Origin of the sequence: Pandoraea sp. PE-S2R-1 (genome assembly GCF_002179865.1) — a bacterium.
Classification (GTDB): Bacteria; Pseudomonadota; Gammaproteobacteria; order Burkholderiales; family Burkholderiaceae; genus Pandoraea.
Map to the genome: position 1 here is coordinate 796057 of NZ_NGUR01000010.1, position 24975 is coordinate 821031.

The 24975-nt window shown below is 63.9% G+C and carries 13 protein-coding genes; 2 read left to right on the forward strand and 11 right to left on the reverse strand.

Going from position 1 to position 24975, the window contains the following annotated elements:
- Positions 1-32 precede the first annotated feature (32 nt).
- From CDV44_RS14035 to CDV44_RS14060, 6 genes are all read right to left on the reverse strand, one after another.
- Positions 33-1211, reverse strand: a complete 1179-nt coding sequence (locus CDV44_RS14035) for a sensor domain-containing diguanylate cyclase (RefSeq protein WP_087688537.1) — start codon at positions 1209-1211, stop codon at positions 33-35.
- A gap of 189 nt (positions 1212-1400) precedes the next feature.
- Positions 1401-2186, reverse strand: coding sequence for an alpha/beta fold hydrolase (locus CDV44_RS14040; protein ID WP_087688538.1), 786 nt, complete (start codon positions 2184-2186; stop codon positions 1401-1403).
- Between the two features lie 95 nt (positions 2187-2281).
- Entirely contained in the window at positions 2282-2707 is a 426-nt protein-coding gene (locus tag CDV44_RS14045) for an organic hydroperoxide resistance protein (RefSeq protein WP_087688539.1), read from the reverse strand.
- A gap of 92 nt (positions 2708-2799) precedes the next feature.
- Positions 2800-5598 (reverse strand): winged helix-turn-helix domain-containing protein, encoded by a 2799-nt coding sequence (locus tag CDV44_RS14050; RefSeq protein ID WP_087688540.1) that lies wholly within the window; start codon positions 5596-5598, stop codon positions 2800-2802.
- A 173-nt stretch (positions 5599-5771) separates the two neighbouring features.
- Positions 5772-6659 carry a pirin family protein gene (locus CDV44_RS14055; protein ID WP_249277545.1) on the reverse strand — a complete coding sequence of 296 codons (888 nt, stop codon included), beginning with the start codon at positions 6657-6659 and terminating at the stop codon, positions 5772-5774.
- A 6-nt stretch (positions 6660-6665) separates the two neighbouring features.
- On the reverse strand, positions 6666-7412 hold the full coding sequence (locus CDV44_RS14060; protein WP_087688541.1) for an isochorismatase family protein: 747 nt from the start codon (positions 7410-7412) through the stop codon (positions 6666-6668).
- A 206-nt stretch (positions 7413-7618) separates the two neighbouring features.
- On the opposite strand from CDV44_RS14060, the gene CDV44_RS14065 reads away from it, so the two are divergent.
- Entirely contained in the window at positions 7619-8536 is a 918-nt protein-coding gene (locus tag CDV44_RS14065) for a LysR substrate-binding domain-containing protein (protein WP_087688542.1), read from the forward strand.
- Positions 8537-8568: 32 nt separating this feature from the next.
- Here the strand turns inward: CDV44_RS14065 and pgm are convergent, their stop codons facing one another.
- The 5 genes from pgm to pgi all read right to left on the reverse strand — a co-directional run bounded on the left by pgm (position 8569) and on the right by pgi (position 15996).
- Positions 8569-10266, reverse strand: coding sequence for a phosphoglucomutase (alpha-D-glucose-1,6-bisphosphate-dependent) (pgm, locus tag CDV44_RS14070; protein ID WP_087688543.1), 1698 nt, complete (start codon positions 10264-10266; stop codon positions 8569-8571).
- Positions 10263-12425 carry a transketolase gene (gene tkt, locus CDV44_RS14075; RefSeq protein WP_087688544.1) on the reverse strand — a complete coding sequence of 721 codons (2163 nt, stop codon included), beginning with the start codon at positions 12423-12425 and terminating at the stop codon, positions 10263-10265. Before tkt ends, pgm begins: the two co-directional genes overlap by 4 nt.
- 25 nt (positions 12426-12450) lie before the next feature.
- The gene (locus CDV44_RS14080) at positions 12451-13152 is read right to left on the reverse strand and encodes an HAD family hydrolase (protein ID WP_087688545.1); all 702 of its coding nucleotides are present in this window, start codon (positions 13150-13152) and stop codon (positions 12451-12453) included.
- A 24-nt stretch (positions 13153-13176) separates the two neighbouring features.
- Positions 13177-14256 carry a phosphogluconate dehydrogenase (NAD(+)-dependent, decarboxylating) gene (gene gnd, locus CDV44_RS14085; RefSeq protein WP_087688546.1) on the reverse strand — a complete coding sequence of 360 codons (1080 nt, stop codon included), beginning with the start codon at positions 14254-14256 and terminating at the stop codon, positions 13177-13179.
- 69 nt (positions 14257-14325) lie between these two features.
- On the reverse strand, positions 14326-15996 hold the full coding sequence (gene pgi, locus CDV44_RS14090; RefSeq protein ID WP_087688547.1) for a glucose-6-phosphate isomerase: 1671 nt from the start codon (positions 15994-15996) through the stop codon (positions 14326-14328).
- Between the two features lie 261 nt (positions 15997-16257).
- Between pgi and CDV44_RS14095 the strand changes: the two genes are divergently transcribed.
- Positions 16258-24960, forward strand: a complete 8703-nt coding sequence (locus CDV44_RS14095; protein WP_170935982.1) for a GH36-type glycosyl hydrolase domain-containing protein — start codon at positions 16258-16260, stop codon at positions 24958-24960.
- The last annotated feature ends 15 nt before the right edge of the window (positions 24961-24975 follow it).

A 24975-nucleotide genomic window follows, 5' to 3' on the forward strand; every position in this document is an offset into this window, starting at 1 on the left:
ATCGTATCGCGCGGCTGACCGCGCTTACACGCTTACGACGCTTCCATCAACGCGAGCGACCGGTACGCCACCGATGGCGCGACGACGACACAGTTTCTGCCGTTAGCTTTCGCGGCATAGAGGGCCGCGTCGGCTCGCGCCATCACGGCGGCCAGCGTATCGCCCTCGCCGAATTCATCGACCCCCGCACTCAGGGTGGACACCACGTCGCGCCCCTGAACGCCCGCCCCGGAGGCCGCCACGATGGCGCGCAACCGGTTGACGAGGCGGCCGGCGTCTTCGCGCGTCGTCGACGGCAGCAGCAGCGCGAACTCCTCCCCGCCAATGCGGCCGACCAAATCCCCTTGCCGGACTTCGCGTGAAATCACGGACGCCACATGGGCGAGCGTCTTGTCGCCCGCCGCGTGCCCGTACCGGTCGTTGGTGCCCTTGAAGTTGTCGATGTCGAGGATCGCGATCGATAGCGTCGACCGGGTCGACACGGCGGCCTCGAGGATGGCCTCTGCCCGCGCGATGAAGGCGCGTCGGGCCAGCACACCGGTCAGATCGTCAAACGTCGCCAGTCGCTCCATCCGGTCGGCCAGACGGTCATGCGCGAGCATCACCATGCCGACGGACAGACACGGCAGGGTCAGCGTCGCCATGCCGAGGAACATGACGTTCAGCGGCGTCGCCTGCAAGAACACCGTCTCGTGGGCAAACCCCAGTCCGTAGGCAATGCAGCGCACGCCATGCACGACGGCCCCCAGCACGGCTGCGATCGACACGAAGTAGTAAGCGTATTTGGGTCTGCCGGCGGGCCGGTACTTCAACACCATCCAGCCGATCTGGAACCGCACATAGGCAATGAAACCGGAGACCATGGCGCTACGCGCGTCCACGTGGGGCGACAGAAAGGTCCAGTAGACCAGCAGTACGAGGATGGCGACGACCGCCACGTATTCCCAGGCGAACGTGGTTCGGGTATGGAGAAATTGCCGGAAGCCGTGAAGCCCGAGCATCGAGGCGGTCACCAGCAGACTGCTTGCCACCACGACGATCACGTCGGTCGGCCCGGCCAGAAGCAGCCCCGCCGTGACGGCCAGCATGGCACTTGCGACGCCCCATAAGCGTATTCCCGGGACACCCGTCCGGAACAGCGAGCCAAGAATGGCAACGCTCATGAGGCACGACAGAATCGCAATGCTGATGAATACGGCCGAAATGGACATAGCTACGGGACGGGGGGTCTGTGTTTCACATATGTCCGCCAGCATAGCCGAAGTCGATGACCCCGCATCGCCGTTGGTGAGAATTGCAACGCATGGGTGTCGGTGCCGTGCGACAGTAACCATCGCCCCCCGCATGTGGAAACGCCCCTCGGAAATCAACCCGAGGGGCGTCAGTGTCCCGCGTCGACCTTACTTGTTTGCGGTCGCGGCCTGCTCGATCAGGGCAGCGACCACGGCAGGCTTCGATTCGTAAATCGCATGAATGCCTGCGGTTTCCACCACCGTGGCGCCCGCTCGCTTGGACATCATGCGCTGCGCATCCGGCGGAATCATCTTGTCGTCCTTCGTGACCAGATACCAGCTCGGCTTCGCGCGCCATGCCGCCGCCGTGATCTGTCCGCCCAGCGCATCCACGCCCCAGGGGACTTGTGCGTTGGCGAGGAATTCAGCGCGTGCAGGCTTGACGTCGCCCGCAAACGAGGCGGCGAACTTGGCCTTATCGAGCATCAGAAACCCATTGACCGGAGGCAGGATGGGCGGCTGCGGCGCGCCGGGGGGCGCACTCGAAATCACCGTGTTCACCGACTCCCCTTTGTCGAGCGCAAACGCTGCGATGTAGACCAGACGCGCAACCTTCGGATCGTTACCCGCCTCGGTGATGACGGCCCCGCCATACGAATGGCCGACCAGCACGACCGGGCCGTCCTGTGCGTCGAGCACCGCCTTGGTCGCCGCCACGTCGGCCGCGAGCGACGTCGTCGGGTTCTGAACAATGCTCACGTTGTACTTCTTGGCCTTCAGCAACTTGTACACCTGCTCCCAGCCGCCCCCGTCGACAAAACCGCCATGCACAAGCACCACGTTGTTGACGCGCTCGGCAAACGCAGTGCTGGGTGCCACGACGCCGACGGCCAGCGACGTAAAACCCAGCAATCCGACGACGGTGCGGCGGATGGAGAGAGGATTGGATTTCATCAGTTGCCTCATTCAGAAAATAGGAAGGGAACGGCTGTCTTCGGGTGTTACCGGAATTTCAAGTGAAAACGAATCGGGCCATCGGGAGGGTGCATTCACGCGACGGCGACGGCCACTTCGATGTTGCCGCGCGTGGCATTCGAGTACGGGCAAACCTTGTGGGCTGCCGCGACCAGCGCTTCGGCGGCGGCGCGCTCGAAGCCCGGCAGGTGGACGGTCATGGCGACCTGAATGCCGTAACCGATAGGTATCGGTCCGATCCCTACCTGCGTGGTGATAGAGACCCCTTCGGGGACCTTGATCTTCATGGCGGCGCCAACCGCCTTCATCGCGCCGATAAAGCACGCCGAGTAGCCGGCGGCGAAGAGCTGTTCGGGGTTGGTGCCCGGGCCCCCTGCACCACCGAGTTCGCTTGGCGTGGACAGCGTGACGGATAAGGCGCCATCGGCCGAGGCGGCGGTACCGGTGCGGCCACCGGTGGCCTGCACGGTCGCGGTGTACAGGACCTGTTCGAGCCGCATTCGACCTCCTTCGCCAGTTCGATAAGCGGATTCTGGTGAACGGCGCGCGGACCTGCCAGTTAAGACTTGTTAAAAGATGTCAAAACAGCCCTTCAGGACAGGCGGCGCAGCAGGATGTCGCGATCCGCCGGCGAGAACTCGTGCGTCAGACGCTCCATCAGCCAGGCCGCATCGGCTTCGCGGCCCTGCCGGATAAGCGCTTCGGCTTGGGTCTGGACGAGCCGAGCCTTCCACGCCAGCGCCCCCTGTGCCGTGGCAAGGGCAATGCCTTCGTCGAGCAATGATTGCGCGGCGCTGAGCTGCCCGGCATTGAGCAGCACATGAGCCTGCGATCGAAGGATTTCAGGGGCGCACCAGTCACACAGGCCGTCGCGGGCGCGCCGCACGAGATCGTCGGTCACCGCAAGCGGGTCGAGGGTCACGCTCATCTCGGCATGGGCCGCCGTGTAGAGCACTGCGCTGAAGGATTCGCGGGCGGCGAGGTGTTCGACATGAAGTTCCAGCGCATGGTCGAAAATCGTGAACCATGAACCGAAGAACGGAATGCCGTGCCGCACACAGCAGTCTCGTAACTCGTCAGTGACGTTCGCCGCCAGTTCGATTTCCCCGCACCACAGCGAGATCGGACATGACGCGAACGACAGCGTAAAGATCAGCGACGTGACGTGGCGCGTACGCACCGCACGCGCCCTTGCCTGCTCGGCCACGCCCAGCGCACGGCTGAACTGCCCCAGCGTCCACAAGGTGCGCGCCATCATGGTCAGCGCCGCCACGCGATGGTCCAACTGGGACGGTGCCCCGGCGCACATGCCAATAGCGTTGGAGCCCGGCCCGATCGCCAACTCCGCATGGCGCAGCGCGTCCTGATAAGCGCCGCCGAAGTAGCGGCTCAACGCCATCATGCGATGGAACACGAGGTCTGCCTGCGGATCGGCAATCGACTTCACCACCTCACCGAACGCCAGACTTTCACTCAGCACGTCGGCATAGCGGCCGTTAAGAATGTCGGCCGTGAACCTGGTCCAGTGAATCGGCAGGCGCAAGGCAAGATCGTCCGATTGTTCGGCACTCGCCAACGCGCGGCCCAAAGCGTCGTACGCCTCCCCTTTCGGGCCACGCAGCGTGCTCCGGCAAAACCCGATGGCTCCCCACACCTGCGCTGCCAGCGACGGATCGCCGCTCGTGCCGGGATCAAGTTCGACCAGCCGTTCCAGATAACCGAGGTACTCGCTGAGCATCGAGGTCGACATCCATAGCGTTGCCGACAAGGCTGCAATACGCGACGCCAGCGCCGTATCGCCGTCGGGCGCCAGCGCCCAATCGAGTGCACAGCGCACGTCGTCCAGCGCCTGCGCGTGCTTCTCGCGCCACGCGCCGTGCCCCAGCCCGTCGATCTCGTCGACTGCTTTGCCGAGCAGCGCACAGACATGGAACGCGTGTCGCTTGGCGATCATGCTGCCCTCGCCCGACGCCAGCAACTTGGCCATGGCGTAGCAACGGGTTGTCTCCAGCAAACGGTAAGGCGTCATGGCGTTGCTGGCATCCACCGAAATCAAGCTCTTGGACACCAGACCGGCAAGCGCTTCGATGCCCGCAGCGGCATCGTCGGCGGCCACGGCCAGCGCCCACTCCAGCGAAAATCGCTCGCGGAAGATGGCAAGGCGCGTCAGCATGCGTTGCTCGTCGCTTCCCAGCAGTTGAAAGCTCCAGTCGAGCGTGGCTTCCAGTGTGCGATGGCGAGGTATACCGGATCGCCGGTCGCTCTTGAGCAGCTTCAGACGATCATCGAGGCGCTGCACCAGTTCGCTCACGCCGAGCACGGCAGTGCGCGCTGCGGCAAGTTCGATAGCCAGCGGCATACCGTCGAGCCGCCGGCACAACAGCGCCACGCCGGGGGCATCGTCATCCGAGAGCTGGAAAGCACCGTCGATCGCCAGTGCCCGCTGGACGAACAACTGAATCGCGGGGAATTGCATGGCCGCGTCGAGCGAGGTGTCGAGCCCCTCGGGCGGGGACGCCAGCGGGGGCAGGCGGTGAACCGATTCGGCTTCGATACGCAGTGGCTCTCGACTCGTGGCCACGATGAAAGGCGTGGTCGTACCGGCAAGGATTCGCTGAACCACCTCCACCGTCGCATCGAGTACCGGGTCACAGTTATCCAGCACCAGTACCACGTGTTTGCCTTGCAGCAGTGCGATGGCATTGGCCAGCGGATCGCCCGAGACGACCGAGACCCCGACGGCCGCAGCCACCGCTGAGGCCACCAGATCACCGGTGGCCAGCGTCGACAGGTCGACGAAGACGGCGCCATCGCTCAACTCCCCGGCGATGATGCGCGCGGCCGCCACGGCGACACTGGTCTTGCCGATCCCGCCCGGCCCGGCAACCGTGACGAGCCGGCGCAGGTACGTGTCCTTGACCACAGTGTTGACTTCGTTGCGCCGCCCGACCAACGCGGCGGCCGCCCCCGGCAGGCGCGTCGTCGGCGAGAGTCCCCAAACGGGCACATTGCGTTGTGCTTCGTCTTGAATGAGCGCATCGAGATGGCTGACGTTGGCCGTGAACACATATCCCCGGCCGGGAACGTTCGAAATGAGATCGTGGCCGCCATGCACTTCGAGCGCCTTTCTCAAGCCGACAAGCTGCACGCGAAGGTTGGCCTCTTCGACAATGACTTGCGGCCACGCGGCGGCAATCAGGGCATCTTTGCTTTGCACTTCGCCCGCATGGACCACCAGATGAGCGAGCAGATCAAACGCACGCGCCCCCAGCCGCACGGCCTTGTTGTCGATGAACAGCCGTCTGGCCTGAGGGTAGAGCTTGAAGGGACCGAAGCCGTAGCCGCCAATGGCTGGCGAGAGCGCGGGGGGGCGCGAGGAGGTGGGCCGCATCTCAATGGATCGCTTTCATAGCGTTTCCCCAACAGGGACGGCATCCGGGGTCACTGCGACGCCCCTTGCGTGCGGGAGCGTGCAGACCACCTTGCCGCGTGGCGTTCATTCGCCGACAGAGACTGGCGGGCGCGCGGCTTCGGCAAAAATCTACCACGATTTGTCATTCCTCCCTAGCGGCGGGAGGGCGGCATGACCAACTGCCCGAGTTCGCCTCGCTGATAGGCCCTGATCCGGTCCTCGAGCTGTTCACGGGTGTTCATGACGAACGGGCCATGCTTGGCGATCGGCTCGTGCAGGGCAGGACCGGAAAGCACAACAAAGTGGCTGTCTCCCTCAGCGGCGAGTCGAACGGCAATCGCCTCCGCCGTAGCCTGTTCGTCGAATGCCACCGCGATGGCCTCCCCTTCGTTCAGATGCCGGACGCCCTCATCGACCGTCACGTGCAAGCCGCCCGACACGGCATAGATCATCGCGCTCCAACCCCGCGGCAAGTCGTGGCTGAATTCGGCCGACGGCCAGAGAAAACCGTCCAGCAACGTGAACGGCTCGGGCAGTTGCTGCGTGTGAGGTGCCTGTATGCCATTGCTGCTGCCTGACGCCACCCGCACACGCACGCCCTTCGTCCTGAACTCCGGAATCTCATGGGGCTCTGCATGCACGGCATAGGGCGCATCGAACTTCTTGCTGGCAGGCAGATTGACGAAAATCTGCAACGCATGCACGTGCTGGTTTTCGCCCTCCGGCTGTTCGGTATGCACCGCACCTCGCCCCGCCGCAAACCAGTGCAGCGCACCCGGATGAATCGGGCCGTGATTGCCGAGCGAGTCGTAGTTGACGTGAGCCCCCACGGCATCCTCGAACATATACGTCACCGCCGAAATGCCCGCGTGCGGATGCGGTGCAAACGTGGGGCCGGTCATGTGGAAGTGATCGAGCATGACGACCGGGTCCATCAGGCCGTCGAATGCCCGCTCTTCAAAGTGCTTGGCCCGAAAGGCATCGCCAATGGTCATGTCATGACCGGCGACGACTTTCGAGATACGTGCGAACGGGTTCATATCGGCTTACTTGCTCAGCGCGCTCTTGTACTGCCACACGAGGTTGGCAAACGGCATATCCAGATCGGCATAGACCTGCGCGGCCTTGGGATCGTCGTTGCCGTGCAGCATTTCCACGCCAGCGGTGGCGTAGTCGGTGACGGGAATGCCCGCGCCAGCCAGTCGTTGCAGGCCGACCGTGCGCTTCGCATCGGTGAACGTGCCCGAGGCATCCAGCACGACACGCGGATCGTAGCCCGCCGCCTTGAGCGACAGTGCCGGGAACGTGGCACAGACTTCCAGCGACACACCCGCAATCAGCACCTGCTTGCGGCCGGTCTTCTCGATAGCGGCACGCACGTTGGGATCGTCCCACGCGTTGATCGACGTCCGGGCAATCACCGGCACGCCCGGCAACGCGGCGGTCAGTTCAGGGATGGTCGGGCCCCACATGCCGTCGGGCACGGTGGCCGTCATGATGACCGGGATACCGAGCGTCTTCGCGGCCTTGGCCAGCGCCACGACGTTGTGCTTGAGCTGGCCGACGTCCATGTCACGCACGCCGGTGAACAAGCCGATCTGATGATCGACCAGCACCAGCACGGTGTTATCACGCGAGAGCAGCGAGTACGGCGCGCCTGAGGGGGCTACCGCGTTAGCGGCACTGGTGGCATTGGCGACAGGGGCCGCGTTGGCGGTATTCGCCGTCACTGCGGAAGTGGTGGCAACGGCAACGGCGAGCGCAGCGGCTTTCAGGAGAGGATTGGTTTTCATGGTCTTTGGGAAACGTAGGCATCTGGATCTGGAAAAGGCCCGGCACGTCTGCACCTGTGCGCCGCTGCCTGACTGTCCGGTGCCCATCGGCGCCGGTTGAAATGAATCATATTTATGCAACGACAATAGATAAATATGTCATTTGACAACCCATCGTTGCATGTATAGAACGATGGACATTACCCACGCCTACCTGCGGATGCCCGATGAATCCCGTTTCTGTCGATTTGAATGACCTCTATCTGTTTGCGCAGGTCGTTGAGCAGCATGGATTTACGGCGGCGGGAGACCGGCTCGGCATCAGCAAGTCGCGAATTTCCCGCCGCATTACCGATCTGGAAGCCAACCTTGGTGTACGGCTGCTCCATCGCACCTCCCGGCGGCTGAGTCTGACCGACGCCGGGCAGGACCTTTACGAACACTGCAAGGCCATGATCGCGGAGGCCCGCGCGGGTGAGGATGCGGTTCGGCAGCGCACCGTAGAGCCGTCAGGGCTCGTGCGCGTCAGCATGCCGGTCGTCGTGACCGACATCGTGCTCGCCAAGCTGCTGCCCCGCTTCATGCAGCAGTACCCCAAGGTCAGGCTGGCCGTGCAGGCCAGTAACCGGCAGGTGGATCTCATCGAAGAAAACGTCGATGTCGTCGTGCGGGGGATGGCGGTAGAAGTGGAGTCATCGAGTCTGGTGCAGGCCCCGTTGTGCACGGTGCACTGGGGGCTCGTCGCGAGTCCCGCCTATCTGGCGCGTCACCCGGCGATCGATCGTCCGGATGCGCTGCCGCACGGCGACCTGATGGTCTACGCGTCGATCAACGAGCCGGTCACATCTTTGCGACTGATCGGCTCGGACGGCACCGTCACCACGCCGATCGCTCACACGCGGCTGCAAAGCGACAACATTGCCGCGCTGAAGGAAGCCGCTTTGGCCGGCATGGGCATCGCCAGCATGCCGTTGTATGCGTGTGCGAACGAAATGGACGCGGGTCTGTTGCAGGCGGTGTTGCCGGAATGGCGCTCGCGGGAGGGCCGCCTCGCCATCCTGTTCCCGACGCGGCGAGGCATGATGCCCGCCGTGCGTGCGCTGGTCGATTTTCTGAAAGAGGCGCTGCCGCCGCTACTGCGGTAAGGCATAAGCGGCAGGAAGCAGCGCCCGTGCGATCACGTCGCCGTATTGGCCGCTTCCCCCGCCAATGCCTGATCGACGAGTGCCTGCGCTTCACTTAGCAATTGCTGCAAGTGGCTGTCGCCAAGAAAGCTCTCCGCATAGATCTTGTAGATGCTCTCGGTGCCCGAAGGACGCGCCGCGAACCAGCCATGATCGGTGATCACTTTCAGCCCGCCGATCGGCGCATCGTTGCCGGGGGCGCGCGTGAGGATCGCGTTGATAGGCTCGCCTGCCAGCCGTGTCGAATGGATCTGCCCGGGCGACAACGCCGCGAGGCGGGCTTTCTGCGCCGGCGTGGCGCTTGCCTCGCGACGCGCTTCGACCGGAGCACCGAGCGTTTCGGTCAGCTTCAGGTACAGCTCACCGGGGTCGCGCCCGGTGCGGGCCGTCATCTCACCGGCCAGTAACGCCGGAATCAAGCCATCCTTGTCGGTGGTCCAAACCGTGCCGTCCCGGCGCAGAAAACTCGCCCCTGCACTCTCCTCGCCTGCGACTGCCAGCGAGCCGTCGAGAAGCCCGGGTGCGAACCACTTGAATCCGACCGGGACTTCGTAAAGCCGCCGCCCGAGCTTCGCCGCCAGACGATCGATCAACTGGCTGCCGACGACCGTCTTGCCGATTGCCGCGCTGGCCGGCCAGTCCGGGCGCTCGGCGAACAGGTACTGAACCAGCACCGAGAAATAATGGTTGGCCGGCAGCAGACCGACGCTCGGCGCCACAATGCCGTGGCGGTCGTGATCGGTATCGCACGCGAACGCCACGTCGAATTTGTCCTTCTGCGCGATGAGGCGCTGCATCGCGTAATGCGACGACGGGTCCATTCGAATCTGTCCGTCCCAATCGGCCGGCATGAAGCGGAACGTCGGGTCGACCGTCTGGCGCGTGACCGAGAGATTCAGGTCGTAACGATCGGCGATGGCCTGCCAGTAATGCACCCCCGCACCGCCCATCGGATCGACACCCATATGAATGCCGCTATCGCGCAGCAACGTCATGTCGACGACGTGACGCAAATCGTCGACATAGCTATTCACGAAATCGTAGCCGTGTGTCGTCGACGCGCGCATCGCCTTGTCGAAACTGACGCGAGGCAGCGTGCGCAGCCCGTCGCGCAGCAGATCGTTGGCTTGCGACTCGATCCAGCCGGTGATTTCGGACGACGCCGGGCCACCATTCGGCGGGTTGTACTTGATGCCGCCGTTATCAGGCGGATTGTGCGACGGCGTGATGACCACCCCATCGGCAAAGCCGGCCGTGCGCCCGACGTTATGCGTCAGGATCGCGTGAGAGACAGCGGGCGTCGGCGTGTATTCGCCGCCAGCGGCCACCATGACCTCGACGCCGTTGCCGGCGAACACTTCCATCGCACTGGCGAACGCGGGTTCCGACAGCGCATGGGTATCAATACCGAGGAACAACGGCCCGTCGATGCCGTGCGCGCTGCGATAGCGGCAGATCGCCTGACACACGGCGAGCACATGGGTTTCGTTGAAGGTCGCGAGCGACGACACGCCGCGATGGCCCGACGTGCCGAACGCCACGCGCTGCGCGGCCACTTCCGGGTCTGGGATTCGCACGTAGTACGCCGTGACCAGCCGGGCGATATTGACGAGATGGTCCGGCGACAACGTCTTGCCGGCGAACGGACTGTCCGGCGGACTCGTCTGCGTCGGCATTAACACATCATTCATGGTGTTTTTCCTGAGATATTGGCGGGCAAGCGAGGCTTGACGCCATGGTTCATGATCTGCGCCTTGGCGGCGGCGACGACGTGGGTGACATCGAAGCCGAAATGGCGCGCGAGCGCTTCACGCGGCGCCGACATGCCGAAAGTGTGCAGCCCCAGAATGGCGCCGTCGATTCCGGTGTAGCGCTCCCATCCGAACGCGGACGCTTCTTCGACGGCCACGCGTGCTGCGAGCCCTGGCGGCAGCACGCTATCGTGATACGCCTGCGACTGGCTTTCGAACACCTCCCACGATGGCATGCTGACCACACGCGCCAGAATGCCTTCACGCCGGAGTTCGTCGTAGGCAGCCACGCATAATGCCACTTCGCTGCCCGAGGCCAGCAGCAATACGTCAGGCGTCGCGTCTTCCAGACCGGCGTCAACGCAGGCGTCGATCAACACATAGGCGCCGCGCGAGACCCCGCTGGCGCTGGCGTAGCGGGTGCGGTCCAGCACGGGCAACGGCTGGCGCGTCAGGGCCAGACAGACCGGCGTGTGCCGTAGCGTCATGATGAATCGCCACGCTTCGACCACTTCGCCGGCATCGGCCGGGCGCATGACGATCATGCCCGGCATGGCGCGCAGCGACGCCAATTGCTCGACCGGTTGGTGCGTCGGTCCGTCCTCTCCGAGACTGATGGAGTCGTGCGTCCAGATGGTGATGAGTGGCAATTCCATCATGGCGCCCAATCGCAACGCGGCCCGGCAGTAATCGGTGAAGATGAGAAAGCTGGATACGAACGGGCGCAGCAACGACAGACTCATGCCATTGGCAATGGCGCACATGGCGTGCTCGCGCACGCCGAAATGAAAATTCCTGCCGGCATACGTGCCGCCGTCATCCTGCGCAGGCGGCTGAAAGTCGCCGGCACCGTCGAAGGTCAGCCGCGTGAGCGTCGAGGGCGACAGATCGGCCGCGCCGCCGATCAGCCACGGCACACGTGCGGCAATGGCATTGAGCACCTGCCCCGATACGGCACGCGTGGCGATGTCGGGCACCGGTGCATCGAAAGTGGGTAGCGACGCGTCCCAGTCGTCGGGCAACTTGCGGGCGCTCATTGTTGCCAGCGCATCCGCCAGATCGGGGTACTGCGCTCGGTAGGCCGTGGACTGAACGGCCCATGCGGCGTACGCCTCGGCGCCACGGCGACCGAAGTTGTCGCGCAAGTGTTCAGCGACCCCATCCGGTATGTCGAACTGCTTATCCGGATCCATCCCGTAGAACTGTTTGGCCAGCCGGACTTCGGCCTCGCCCAGCGGCTCACCATGTGCTTCGCGCGTGTCTTGCCGGTGCGGTGCGCCGTAGCCGATATGGCTTTGCACGACGATGAGGGTTGGCGCATCGTCCGTATCGAGAAAACGTTGATACGCCGCGCTCAACTGCACTAGGTCGTTCGCGTCGCTCACTTGTTCCACACGCCAGCCGTAGGCGATAAACCTTGCCGCGACATCTTCAGTGAATGCCAGTCGCGTCGAGCCTTCGATGGTGATGTGGTTGTCGTCGTAGATCCAGCATAAGTTGGCCAGCTTCAGGTGCCCCGCCAGCGATGCCGCTTCCGCGCCCAGCCCCTCCATCATGTCGCCATCGCCACAAAGCGCGTAGACGTTATGGTCGAACAACGCAAACCCGGGGCGATCGTAGGTGGCACTGAGCCACCGCTGCGAAATCGCCATGCCGACACTGGTGGCAATGCCCTGCCCCAGCGGCCCGGTGGTGGTTTCCACGCCGGTCGTCCAACCGTACTCGGGGTGCCCGGTGCAATGGCTGCCCGCCTGACGGAATGTCTTCAGGTCCTGCATCGTGATGGCCAGACCCTCGTACGTTTGCGGTGTCGGCGCGTCGGGGTCTTCCCCCTGTACGCCGCAAAGGTGCAGCAGACTGTAGAGCAACGCACAGGCGTGACCGTTGGAGAGTACGAAGCGGTCTCGATTGGGCCAGTGGGGATGTTCAGGGTCGTAGCGCAGAAATCGTTGCCACAGGCAGTAGAGCGTCGGGGCCGCATCCATGGGCGTGCCCGGATGCCCCGACTGCGCCTTTTGCACCGCATCGATCGAAAGCGTGCGCAGCGTGTTGATGCACAACAGGTCGGGATCTTGTTGTTGTATGACTGACGGCTCCATCGAATCACCCCGCAAAGGAAATCGACTAGCGTGAGCGTGCGGCCACCGGCTCGGTGCTGACGTGTAGCGCAGAGAAGTCCTCTGCCAGCAGGTCACCGATGCGCTCGATGGTGATGTCCGGCGGGTCGTAGCGGGCGAGCGCCTCTGCATCAAGCGCGTAGTGCCCCTGACGCGGGAACACCGTCGTCAGCCGATCGCCCCAGACACCCTTCATGATCGACAACAACCGCAGCTTGTCGTCCACCATGACATAGCGCCGCGCCGGGAAGTCTTTCTCGATGGCGTCGAGCATCAGTTCCTTGTGCACATAAATGCGCACCCGCCCTTCGACGGCATCCCAGAAGCCGGCACGCGCGATCTTGCGCGGTTGAAAGACAGCGTCACCATCCGACACGATTACGGTCGGCCCCCAACGGTGCAGATGCGCGATGACTGCGAGTGCGCTCGGATACCGCAGCGTCTCGAAGGGATAGTCCAGCAGGAACGCCGACATCGACAGCATGCGCGGGTCGTTGATGTCTTCGAGTCGAAAACACTGAAGCGCGCCAAGGTAGTCGACGTAGCCGATCTGCAAGCGCAGCGATTCGAGAATCGAGAAATAGCGCGCGCACATCGCATCGTCAAACGACTCGGTCAGGCGCGTTTTCAGGTCGGCCAGAAAGCGATCGTTGTCCAGCAGGGTGTTATCGACGTCAAGCAGAAAAACGACGTCATGTGGCGCGCTCATCATGCGATTCCTCGATTGGCCCTTTCAGGCGCCTTTTGCCGGCGGCGACGATGGTGAAGGCGTCGCAGCGGCCGCTTCCGCATGGCCGCCAAACTCCTGCCGCATGGCCGACAGCACTTGGTTCGCAAAACCGGCCTGCCCCCGCGAACTGAAGCGCGAGAACAGGGCTGCACTGAGCACCGGTGCCGGTACGGCTTCGTCGATGGCGGCTTCCAGCGTCCAGCGGCCTTCGCCCGAATCCGAGACGTGTCCGGTGAACTGGTCCAGTGCAGGGTCTTTGCGCAACGCGTTGGCAATCCGGTCGAGCAGCCACGAGTCGATCACACTGCCGTGCCGCCACACTTCGGCAATCTCGGGCAGCGCAAAGTCGTACTGGTAGTACTCGGGATTTCGCAGCGGCGTCGTCTCGGCACCGACCTCGTGCGTGTGCTTGCCGATGCCCGCCTGCTTGAGGATGTTCAGGCCCTCGGCGATGGCGGCCATCATGCCGTACTCGATACCGTTGTGGACCATCTTCACGAAATGCCCCGCACCATGCAGGCCGCAATACAGATAGCCGTATTCGGCCGTGGCGCTATCGTCGTCCCGCGCGTGTCCATTGGGCGGCGGCGTGACATTTGCCGCGCCCGGGCCGCCGTTTCCGCCCGGCGCAAGGGCACGAAAGATCGGCGTCAGGTAGGTCACGATGTCTTGTTCGCCACCGATCATCAGACAGTAGCCGCGCGTCAGACCGGCGATACCGCCGCTGGTGCCGACGTCGACAAAGTGAACGTTCTTTTCGGCGAGTTCGGCGCCGCGCCGAATCCCGTCGCGAAAGCTGGAGTTGCCGCCATCGATGACGATGTCGCCCGGCGAGAGCATCGGCGTCAGTTCTGCAAGCGTCGCTTCGACGGCGCCCGCCGGCACCATCAACCAGAGAATGCGAGGCGCTTTCAACGTCGACATCATCGCGTCGAGCGAGTCTGCGCCGGTGGCACCCTCGGCTTGCAATGCCGCCACCGCCGCGGGGCGCACATCATGAACTACACATTGATGACCGTGGCGTGTCAAACGACGCACAAGGTCTGCGCCCATACGCCCCAATCCAATCATGCCGACTTGCATAGCGTTCCTCCTGTCGTTGATCAAGCGAGTGAAGATGCCGAGTGCTGCAATGATGACGTTGGTATTCGGCTAACCAGCGTGGCCTTCGCGGCGTTCGCGGCAATATCGAATCAGTGCGCGGCTGGAACTGTCGAGCGCGGGTGCCACCGAGCCGTTGAGCGCTGCCAGCGTGCGCTCGGCCAACGATTTTCCTAACTCTACGCCCCATTGGTCGAAAGCGTCGATATGCCAGATTGTGCTCTGGGTGAACACGCTGTGTTCATAGAGCGCCACCAGCGCACCCAGTGTGGCGGGATCGAGCACGTCGGCCAGCAGGGTATTGGTTGGCCGGTTCCCTTCGAACACGCGATGCGGCACCAGCCAGTCCGGCACGCCCTCGGCCCACACCTCGTCGTTGGTCTTGCCGAACGCCAGCGCTTCGGTCTGCGCGAACAGATTCGCCAGCAGCAGTTCCTGATGATTGCCGATCGGATGCGTGGCCCGGCAAAATCCGATGAAATCGCACGGCACCATGCGTGTGCCCTGATGCAGCAGCTGATGGAACGAATGCTGGCCGTTGGTTCCCGGTTCGCCCCAGTAGATCGGGCCGGTCTGGTAGTCGACCGGCGCACCGTCGAGCGTCACGTGCTTGCCGTTGCTCTCCATGGTCAGTTGCTGCAAGTACGCCGGAAAGCGCTGCATGTCGTGCGCATAGGGCAGCACAGCAGCGGTTTGTGCGTCAAAGAAGTTGTTGTACCAGACGGACAACAGCCCCATGAGCACGGGAAAGTTTTGCGACAGCGGCGCCGTGCGGAAGTGTTGATCCATGGCGTGAAAGCCACCGAGCATCGACCGGAAATTCTCAGGCCCCACCGCGAGCATGGTCGACAAGCCGATGGCCGAGTCCATCGAGTACCGGCCGCCATCCCAGTCCCACAGCCCGAACAACTGCCGGGCATCGATGCCGAACTTCGCGGCGGCTTCGACATTGGTCGACACCGCGACAAAATGCCGGGCCACCGCGCGCTCGTCGCCCAGCGAGCGCACGACCCATTCGCGCGCGGTGGCGGCGTTGGTCAGTGTTTCCTTCGTGCGAAAGGTCTTCGAGCAAACGATAAAGAGCGTTTCGGCGGCATCGAGATCCTGCGTGGCTTCGAGAAAGTCGCTGCCATCCACGTTCGAGATGAAGCGGAACACCATCTCCGGCGACGCGTATTGCCGCAGTGCGTGATAGGCCATTACCGGGCCGAGATCCGACCCACCGATCCCGATATTCACAACGTTACGTATGCGTTTCCCTGAGTAGCCGCGCCATTCACCGCGATGCACGGCCGAAGTGAACGCGCTCATCCGGTCGAGCACTGCGTGCACGTCTGCCACGACATCACGGCCATCGAGCAGGATCGCCTGCGTGCGCGGTGCGCGCAAGGCGATATGCAGCGCCGCACGGTCCTCGCTCACGTTGATTTTCTGCCCGGTGAACATCGCTTCGATTTGCCGGGGCACCCCGCAGGCGTTTGCGAGCGAGACGAGCAGCTCGATCGTCTCGGCGGTGATCAGGTTCTTGGAATAGTCGAGGTACAACCCGCAGGCTTGCAGCGAAAAACGCTCCCCTCGGGTGGCATCGGCCGAGAACAGTTGGCGCAAATGCACCCGCCGCATTCGCTCGACGTGTTGCGTCAGGGCATGCCACGCAGGTAACTCGGTCAGCTTTGCCTTCAACTCGGGGCGTCCGGTGTTGGTATAGGTGTCTTCGCTCATGAAGTTTTGCGTTCTCACTGCGTTGAAGTTTCGGACTGCGTCGTTGGGTTCACGCGCGCCCCCACGGGCGATAACGAACGGGAAGACGCCTGCATCGAGCCTCTCCGATTCGACACGCGTCGTCGGTCCGCTGGCGTACGCACATCGACATGAGGCCTGTCCGTCCGCTAGCGGACGGACATCCCGGCGAAGCCAGCGGATAAAGGGCGGATGCCCTTTTCACCGAAAGGGGCCGTTGCTTGCCGCTCCGGAGACGTCAATATGTGGGAATTGCCGCGCATCTCGCGCTTTATGGGCGCGAATCATGCAGCCAACGACTTCGGTCCCTCAGAGTCACCGATTCGGGCGGAACTGTTCAGCCGTGAACGGCTTGAACAACACGCCGTCAGTCTTGCCCACGCCCAGCGAATCTCGCTGCGCGCCCCCAATGCACGAGCCCTCGCCTCTCGCGCCGCTGACAATGAGCGCGTGCTGCGCCATTGTTACGACGCCACCGCGCAAGCCACCTTGCGCCGCCGCTCGATCACGCCCGCCGCAGAGTGGCTGCTCGACAACTTCCGAGCTGTATCGGGCCAATTCACCGAAGTTCGTCACGGGCTTGGCGCGCGCTCCTATCGCAACCTGCCGCAGTTGCTCGATGGTCCACTCAGGGGCTATCCGCGCATCTACGGCGTGATGTGGGCGTTTGTGGCGCACACCGACAGCCGGTTCGACCCCACGCTGCTGCGTTGCTTTGTGCTGGCTTATCAGAAGGTCGAACCGCTGACCATGGCCGAGCTATGGGCCATGCCACTCACCCTGCGCGCGGTGATGATCGAAAACCTGCGGCGCCTGAGTGTTCACGTCACACGCACGCAAGCCAGCCGCGAAGCCGCCGACAAGTACGCCGACGACCTGCTGGCCCTCGACGGCCGCATACCGCAGGCGGCAGGCCCGCCAGTCAATAGCCCACCGCGCTTTGTCGAACCGTTCGAACCCGCCTTTGCCGTGCAGTTGATCCAGCGTTTGCGCTATCAGGACACTTCGCTGCAATGGCTCAACGAGCAGCTGGCGCGGCAGGGGCATTCGTCGGACGATGTGGTACAGGCGGAGCACGCCAGTCAGGCGGCGGCCAACATGTCGGTGCGCAACCTTGTCGGCAGCTTGCGCGACATGCGCTCGTTCGACTGGCAGCCGCTGTTCGAGGACGTGAGTCTTGTCGACGCGCAGTTGCGCCGCAACCCCGGCTACGCCGAGATGGACTTCGCCACGCGCGACCAATACCGGCATGAGATCGAGACACTGGCCGCGCGTTCGCCGCTCGCCGAGCTGGCCGTTGCCGACGCGCTGAATGCCAAGGCCGCAGCCGCCGCGCATTCGATTGCACACCCGACGACACGTCCGCCGAATGGGCTCGATCACGCAACCGATAGCCATGACATGCAACGGCGCGCCGATCCGGGCTATTACCTGCTGGCAGCGGGGCGACGCGAGTTCGAGCGCGAAATCGGCTATCGGGTGCCGTTCGCGCAACGCTGTCTTCGCGCCTACACCTCACGCGGATCGGCGCTCTACATCGCCTCGATCGTCGGCTTGAGCGCGTTGATTCTGGTCAACCCGCTGTGGCTGAGCCATCAGGCCGGCGTAAGCGTACTCGGGCTGCTGCTGCTCGCCATCTTCGCCGCCATCCCTGCCTCCGATCTGGCCGTCATGGCGATCGATCAAATACTGACCAAGTTGATCGTGCCGCGCCATCTGCCCCGCATGGAGCTCGCGCAGGGGGTTCCTTCAACGCTGAAGACCTTCGTCGTGGTGCCCACGTTGCTGACAAACGAAGCGGGCATCAACGAGCAAGTGGATCAGCTCGAACTGCACTACCTCGCCAATGCGGCGGGCGACGTCTACTTTGCCCTGCTCTCCGACTGGAAAGACGCCGATTCGGAACATCTTGAGAGCGACCTGCCCTTGCTGACGGCCGCGAGTGAGCGTGTCGCGATGCTCAACGCGCGGTATGCCCATGTGAGTGGCAACTCGCCGCGATTCTTCCTGTTCCATCGCCGCCGGCTGTGGAACGAAGCCCAGCGCAAGTGGCTCGCTTGGGAACGCAAGCGCGGCAAGCTTCACGAGTTCAATCGACTATTGCGGGGCGCCACCGACACATCGTTCGTCGATATCGACGGCGTGCCGCCTCAAGCCCCCGCTGACGTGCGCTACGTCATCACCCTCGACAGCGACACGCGGCTGCCGATCGATGCGGTGCGCCAACTGGTCGGCACTGCCGCCCATCCACTCAATCGACCGGGGATCGACCCGGTGACGCGTCGTGTCGTCGAAGGCTACGGCGTACTTCAGCCGCGCATTACGCCGTCGTTGCCGACGCTTCACGAAGGGTCCGTCTATCAGCGCTTGTTTTCCGGACCCTGCGGTATCGATCCGTATGCCGGTGCGGTGTCGAACGTCTATCAGGACCTGCTTGGCGAAGGCAGCTACATAGGCAAGGGGCTTTACGACGTCGACGCGTTCGAAACGTCTCTCACGGGCAGAATCCCGGAGAACACCATTCTCAGCCACGACCTGTTCGAAGGTATCTTCGCGCGCTGCGGGCTGGTGACCGATATCGAATTGTTCGAAGACTTCCCGTCGAACGCGCAGGTCGCTGCCGCTCGACTGCACCGCTGGATACGCGGTGACTGGCAACTGTTGCCGTGGTTGTTCGGTACGAACGGCGAGAAGCTGCCTGCCGTCGGGCGCTGGAAGATGCTGGATAACCTGCGGCGCTCACTGTCGGCGCCCGCGATGCTCGGCACGCTGCTCTGCGGCTGGATGTTGACGAATGCGCCGGTCGGCGTATGGACGAGTCTGGTGTTACTTGCCATCAGCGCCCCCGCGATCGTGATGATCGGTCACGGCCTGTTTCCGGGCGAGCGCGGCATTTCGCTGCGCAGTCATTGGCGGGCAGTGGGACGCGACGTGCTCTGGGCCATCGGCCACACGGCCATCGTGGTCACCATGCTGGCCAACCACGCGTGGCTTGCGGCCGACGCCATCGCGCGCACCCTCTACCGCTTGCTGATCTCGCGCCGGCGTCTACTGGAATGGGTCACGGCGGCGCAGACCAAGTTGCTGGCCGGGCGCTCGGTCGGTGAGTTTTTCTGGTCATTGCGCGGTGCCATCGTCATCACCGGGCTGGCCGCTGCGGCCGTGGCGTACTGGCGGCCGCACAGTCTGTTCATCGCCGCGCCCTTTCTGCTGGCGTGGGCAGTCTCGCCGCTGATCGCGCAGTGGATCAGCCACGCTGCGTGGCTCAAGCCGCTGCCCCGGCTTGCTGCCAGCGACTTGCCTGCCATGCGCATGGCAGGCCGGCGAATCTGGCGCTTCTTCGCCACGTTCGTGAACGATGCCGAACACCATCTGCCGCCGGACAACTTTCAGGAAGACCCGCTGCCCGTCGTCGCGCATCGCAGTTCGCCGACCAACTTCGGCCTCTATCTGCTGTCGGTGCTGTCGGCACGCGATTTCGGCTGGATCGGCACGATGGAGGCCATCGAACGGCTGGAGGCGACGCTGGGCACCTTGGCGCAGTTGCCCCGCTACCGGGGACATTTCTTCAACTGGTACGACACACAAACGCTTGAGCCCCTGCTGCCGCAATACGTGTCGACCGTCGACAGCGGCAATCTGGCGGCCCATCTGCTGGCCGTCATGGGCGGCTGTGCCGACATGGCCCGGCAACCGGTCTGTTCGACGACCCAGCTCGATGGGGTGCGCGATGCCGCCCGGCTGCTGCGCGACGCCATCGACCGCGAGCGTGACGACCGGCGCACGCTCACGGTCAATCGCAGCCAGTTGATCGAAGGCCTCGATGCGCTCGAGCAAACGCTGATCGCACCGCCCGGTCCTACCGCAACGGCCGCGCCATCCATGCCCCCGGTTGCCGCGACGGAAGACTGGCGCTGGCGCTGGCATCTGCTGGATTCGCTGGCGACCACGCTGGTCGATCTGGCCCAGACCTTCGCGCAGGAACGCGGGGACGCCGCGCACAGCGAGGTGCTCGCGTGGGCGAATGCCATCCGCGCCGACGTCAGCAGCCATCTACGCGACCTGCCGCTGCATGCGCCGCCCGTTACAGAGGGTGCCACCGATGACAAAGACGAGGCCACCGCCGCCGAGCCGGTCGACACTACCGCGCGTGCAGCCATCGACGCGCGATTGAGTGCGGTGTCGCAGATGGCGCGCAAACTCTTCGACGAGATGGAGTTCCGGTTCCTGTTCGACACCGACCGCCGGCTGTTTGCCATCGGCTTTCGGGTGCACGAAGTCGAACTCGACAATTCGTACTACGACCTGCTGGCTTCCGAAGCCCACCTGACGAGCTTTATCGCCATAGCGAAAGGCGACGTACCGGCCACGCACTGGTTCCGGCTGGGACGCAGCATGATCCCGTACGGCCGGTCGGCAGTGCTGATGTCGTGGTCGGGATCGATGTTCGAATACCTGATGCCTTCGCTGGTGATGCAATACCCGAGGCACAGCCTGCTGGACCTGAGTTGCGAATTGGCCGTCGCGTGCCAGCGGGCGTATGGCCGCGAGCGCGATGTACCTTGGGGCATCTCGGAGTCCGCCTACAACGTGCGCGACCGCTCCCTGACCTATCAATATGCGGCGTTCGGCGTGCCGGAACTGGCGCTCAAGCGCGGGCTTGCGCAGAATCTGGTCATCGCGCCCTATGCCACAGCCCTCGCGGCCATGTTTGACGCCCCCCACGCCGTGACCAACTTTCAGCGCCTCGACGCGGTCGGCGGTCGTGGCGTCTACGGTTATTACGACGCGGTCGACTACACGCCCTCACGACTGCCGCAAAACTGCACCGCTGTACCTGTTCGCACTTACATGGCCCATCACCAAGGCATGGCGCTGGTGGCGCTGGCCAACGTGTTGCTCGGCGGCGTCATGCGTCAGCGCTTTCATCGACAGCCGCTGGTGCATGCCGCCGACCTCCTGCTGCATGAGGCCAGCCCGCGAGAAATCGGCGTCGTCGACCTCACACCCGATGTGGCCGATACCGTGCGCGCCGCTCAGACGACCGTGCCGGTCGTACGGCGATATCAGTCCGCCAATCAGGCCATCCCGTCGACCCACCTGCTGTCCAACGGCGAGTACTCGGTAATGGTCACAACGGCGGGCTCGGGCTACAGCCTCTGTGCCGGCCTCGCCGTGACGCGCTGGCGCGAAGACCCGACCTGCGATGCGTGGGGCAGTCACCTGTTTCTGCGCGATACCGCGAGCGGCGAAGTGTGGTCCGCCGCGTTTCAGCCGCTGGGCCTCGAGCCAGAACGCTACGAAGTCTCGTTCTCCGAAGACCGTGCCTGCATTGTTCGTCAGGAAGGCTCGATCGTCACATCGTTAGAGATCATGGTTTCGCCAGAAGACAACGCCGAGATCCGGCGTCTGTCGATTACCAACGCCGGCGCCGACAGCCACGAAATCGAAGTGACCTCCTATGCCGAAGTCGTGCTCGCGCCAATGGCGACCGACGCGGCGCATCCGGCCTTCTCCAACTTGTTTGTCCAGACGGAATATTTGCCTGAAGTGCATGGGCTGGTGGCCATGCGACGCCCGCGCAGCAGCGCGGACACCCCCGTCTGGGCCGCACACGTGCTGGCCAGCGCGACGCCGGGCGATAACGTGGGCTATGAGACCGATCGGGTCTGCTTCCTCGGGCGCGGGCGTTCGATCCGCAATGCCGTTGCCATCATGGACGGCCGGCCGCTGTCGAATACCGTCGGCTCGGTGCTCGACCCGATTTTCAGCCTGCGCAAGCGCGTCACCATCGCGGCTGGCGCGACCGAACATATCGTCTTCGCCACGATGGTGGCCGACTCGCAGGACGCCATCCGCGATCTGACCGACAAGTACCACGACCCCGCCTGCTTCGAGCGCGCCTCGACGCTCGCGTGGACACAGGGTCAGGTCAACCTGCATCACTTAGGCATTACCGCCGACGAGGCGCATCTCTTCCAATACCTCGCCAATCGCGTGCTTTACTCCGACCCCGTGATGCGCCCCGGCGGCGATCTGCTCAAGCGCAACACGCTGAGCGTGCAGGCGCTATGGAAGTTCAGCATCTCCGGCGACCTGCCGATCGTGCTGGTGCGGGTGGACGACATGGATGACCGCGACACGGTCAGACAACTGCTGCGCGCGCATGAGTACTGGCAAGGCAAGGGGCTTCCGGTCGATCTGGTGATCCTGAACGAGCGCAAGGTGTCTTACATTCAAGAGTTGCAAGGCGCGCTGCAAACGATGGTGAGCGGCGCGCAAGTGACACCGGCGCCCGGTTCGCGCCATGGCGGCATCTTCGTGCTTCGCGCCGATGCAATGGCGCCCGACGAACTGACGTTGTTGCTCAGTACCGCACGTGCGGTGCTGGCGGGTGCCAAGCAGGGCAGCCTTGAGGAGCAGGTGGTGCGTATGCGCCGCGTCGAGAGCCGCCGCGTCGTGCCCGTCGCCCACCTTCATGCGCAACGTGAACAAGACGTCGACGACGCCCCCGCCGCTCTGCCGGTGCTGGAGTGTTTCAACGGGCTGGGCGGCTTCGCCGAACAAGGTGCGGAATACGTCACCGTGCTGGGCCGGGGCCAGCGCACGCCGGCGCCATGGATCAACATCGTGGCCAACCCGCATTTCGGCTTTCAGGTCTCCGAGTCGGGCGCCGGCTACACGTGGGCAGAGAACAGTCACGAGAATCAACTGACGACGTGGTCGAACGACCCCGTCGCGGACCCTTGCAGCGAAGCGTTCTATCTGCGCGACGACGAAAGCGGCGAGTTGTGGACACCAACGGCGTTGCCGATTCGACTGGAAAACACGCGATACATCGCGGCGCACGGCCACGGCTACAGCCGCTTCGAGCACACCGCGCATGGCATCAGAAGCGAGTTGACGCAGTTTGTCAGCTGGCACGACCCGGTCAAGCTCTCGGTGCTCACGCTCGAGAACCGGTCGCGGCATCATCGCAAGCTGTCGGTGACGGGCTATGTGGAATGGGTGCTTGGCAGCGATCGTGCCGCCAATGCCCCGTTCATCGTGACCGAGATCGACCCGGCAACCGGCGCCATGCTGGCAAGCAATCGCCGCAATGCCGAGTTTGGTGAGCGCGTCGCGTTTATCGACTGGCTGGGCAAACAAACTGGCTGGACCGGAGATCGAACGGAGTTCATCGGCCGTAACGGCAATCTTTCGCAGCCGGTGGCACTCACGCCGGCGGTGTCATTGAGCAACTGGACCGGCGCGGGTCTCGACCCGTGTGGCGCGCTGCTCACGCAGGTCTCACTGGCACCGGGGGAGCGCGTGCAACTGACGTTCATGCTGGGTCAGGCCGCCGATCGCGACGCGGCGCGTCAATGGATTCAGCAGTATCGCCGGCAGTCGCCGCTCGACGTGCTGGCCGACGCCAAGACGCAGTGGCACGACATCCTGACCCAACTGCAAGTGGAGACCCCCGATCGCAGCGCCGATCTGATGGTGAACGGCTGGCTCCTGTATCAGGTCATCGCGTGCCGTATGTGGGCGCGCACGGCGTTCTATCAGGCGAGCGGGGCTTACGGATTTCGCGACCAGCTTCAGGATTCCATGGCGCTGACGCTCACTCGCCCCGACCTGACACGCGCCCACTTGCTGAAAGCGGCGGCGCATCAATTCGCCGAGGGCGATGTGCAGCACTGGTGGCATCCGCCGGCGGATCGGGGGGTGCGCACCCACATCTCCGACGATCGGCTATGGCTCCCTTACGTGCTGGCGCACTACCTCGACCAGACCGGAGATGTTGCCGTACTCGATGAACACGTGCCGTATCTGGAGGGACCACCGGTCCCGGCAGACGATGAGAACGCGTACTTTGCACCGACCGTGAGCTCGGTAACCGGCAGCTTGTTCGAACATTGCGAGCGCGCCATCGAATGCAGCCTGACCACGGGAACGCATGGTTTGCCGTTGATCGGTGGCGGCGACTGGAACGACGGGCTGAACCGCGTGGGTTATCAAGGCAAGGGCGAAAGCATCTGGCTCGGCTGGTTTCTGTACGCCACGCTGAGCGCATTCGCCCCCATCGCCGACGCGCGCGGTGCGACGCTCGCCGCCAAACGGTGGCGTGAGCACGCCCGCAAGCTGAAAGCGGCGTTGAACAACGGCGCTTGGGACGGCGCATGGTATCTGCGTGCGTATTTCGACGACGGCACGCCGCTGGGCAGAGCCGGTGACGCCGAGTGCCGTATCGACTCCATCGCACAAAGCTGGAGCGTGATTTCCGGCGCCGGTGAAGCCGAACGTCAGCGACGTGCGATGGAATCGGTCGAGCACTATCTGGTGCGCTCCGGCGACGATCTGGTGTTGCTGCTGACGCCTCCGTTCGACAAAACACCGCTAGACCCGGGGTATATCAAGGGTTACGTGCCCGGTGTGCGGGAGAACGGCGGCCAGTACACTCATGCGGCCGCATGGTGCATGATCGCGCACGCCATGCTTGGCGACGGCGATCGGGCGAGCGAGATGTTCAAGATGCTCAACCCGATCAACCATGCGAGCACCCGCGCGGGTGTGCATGCCTACAAGGTAGAGCCCTACGTGATGGCGGGCGATGTCTATGCCGCCCCCGCCCACGTGCGGCGCGGCGGATGGACGTGGTACACGGGTTCCGCCGGATGGATGTATCGCGGCGCGGTGGAGTTCATCCTCGGCGTGAAAAAGCACGGCGAGTCGTTGACGCTCGCCCCTTGCATCCCGCACGAGTGGCGGCAATTCCGACTCACTTACCGGCATGGCAAGTCGCGCTATCTCGTAACGTTCACGAACCCGCACGGGGTGACACAGGGGATTGCGTCGATCGACGTTGACAGTGAGCGACTGCCGCCGGGGTCGAAACGCGTCGCCTTGGTCGACGACGGGCGTGAGCACACTGTCAGCGTCGTGATGGGGGCGGTGAGTTGAATCGCCCTCCCCCCT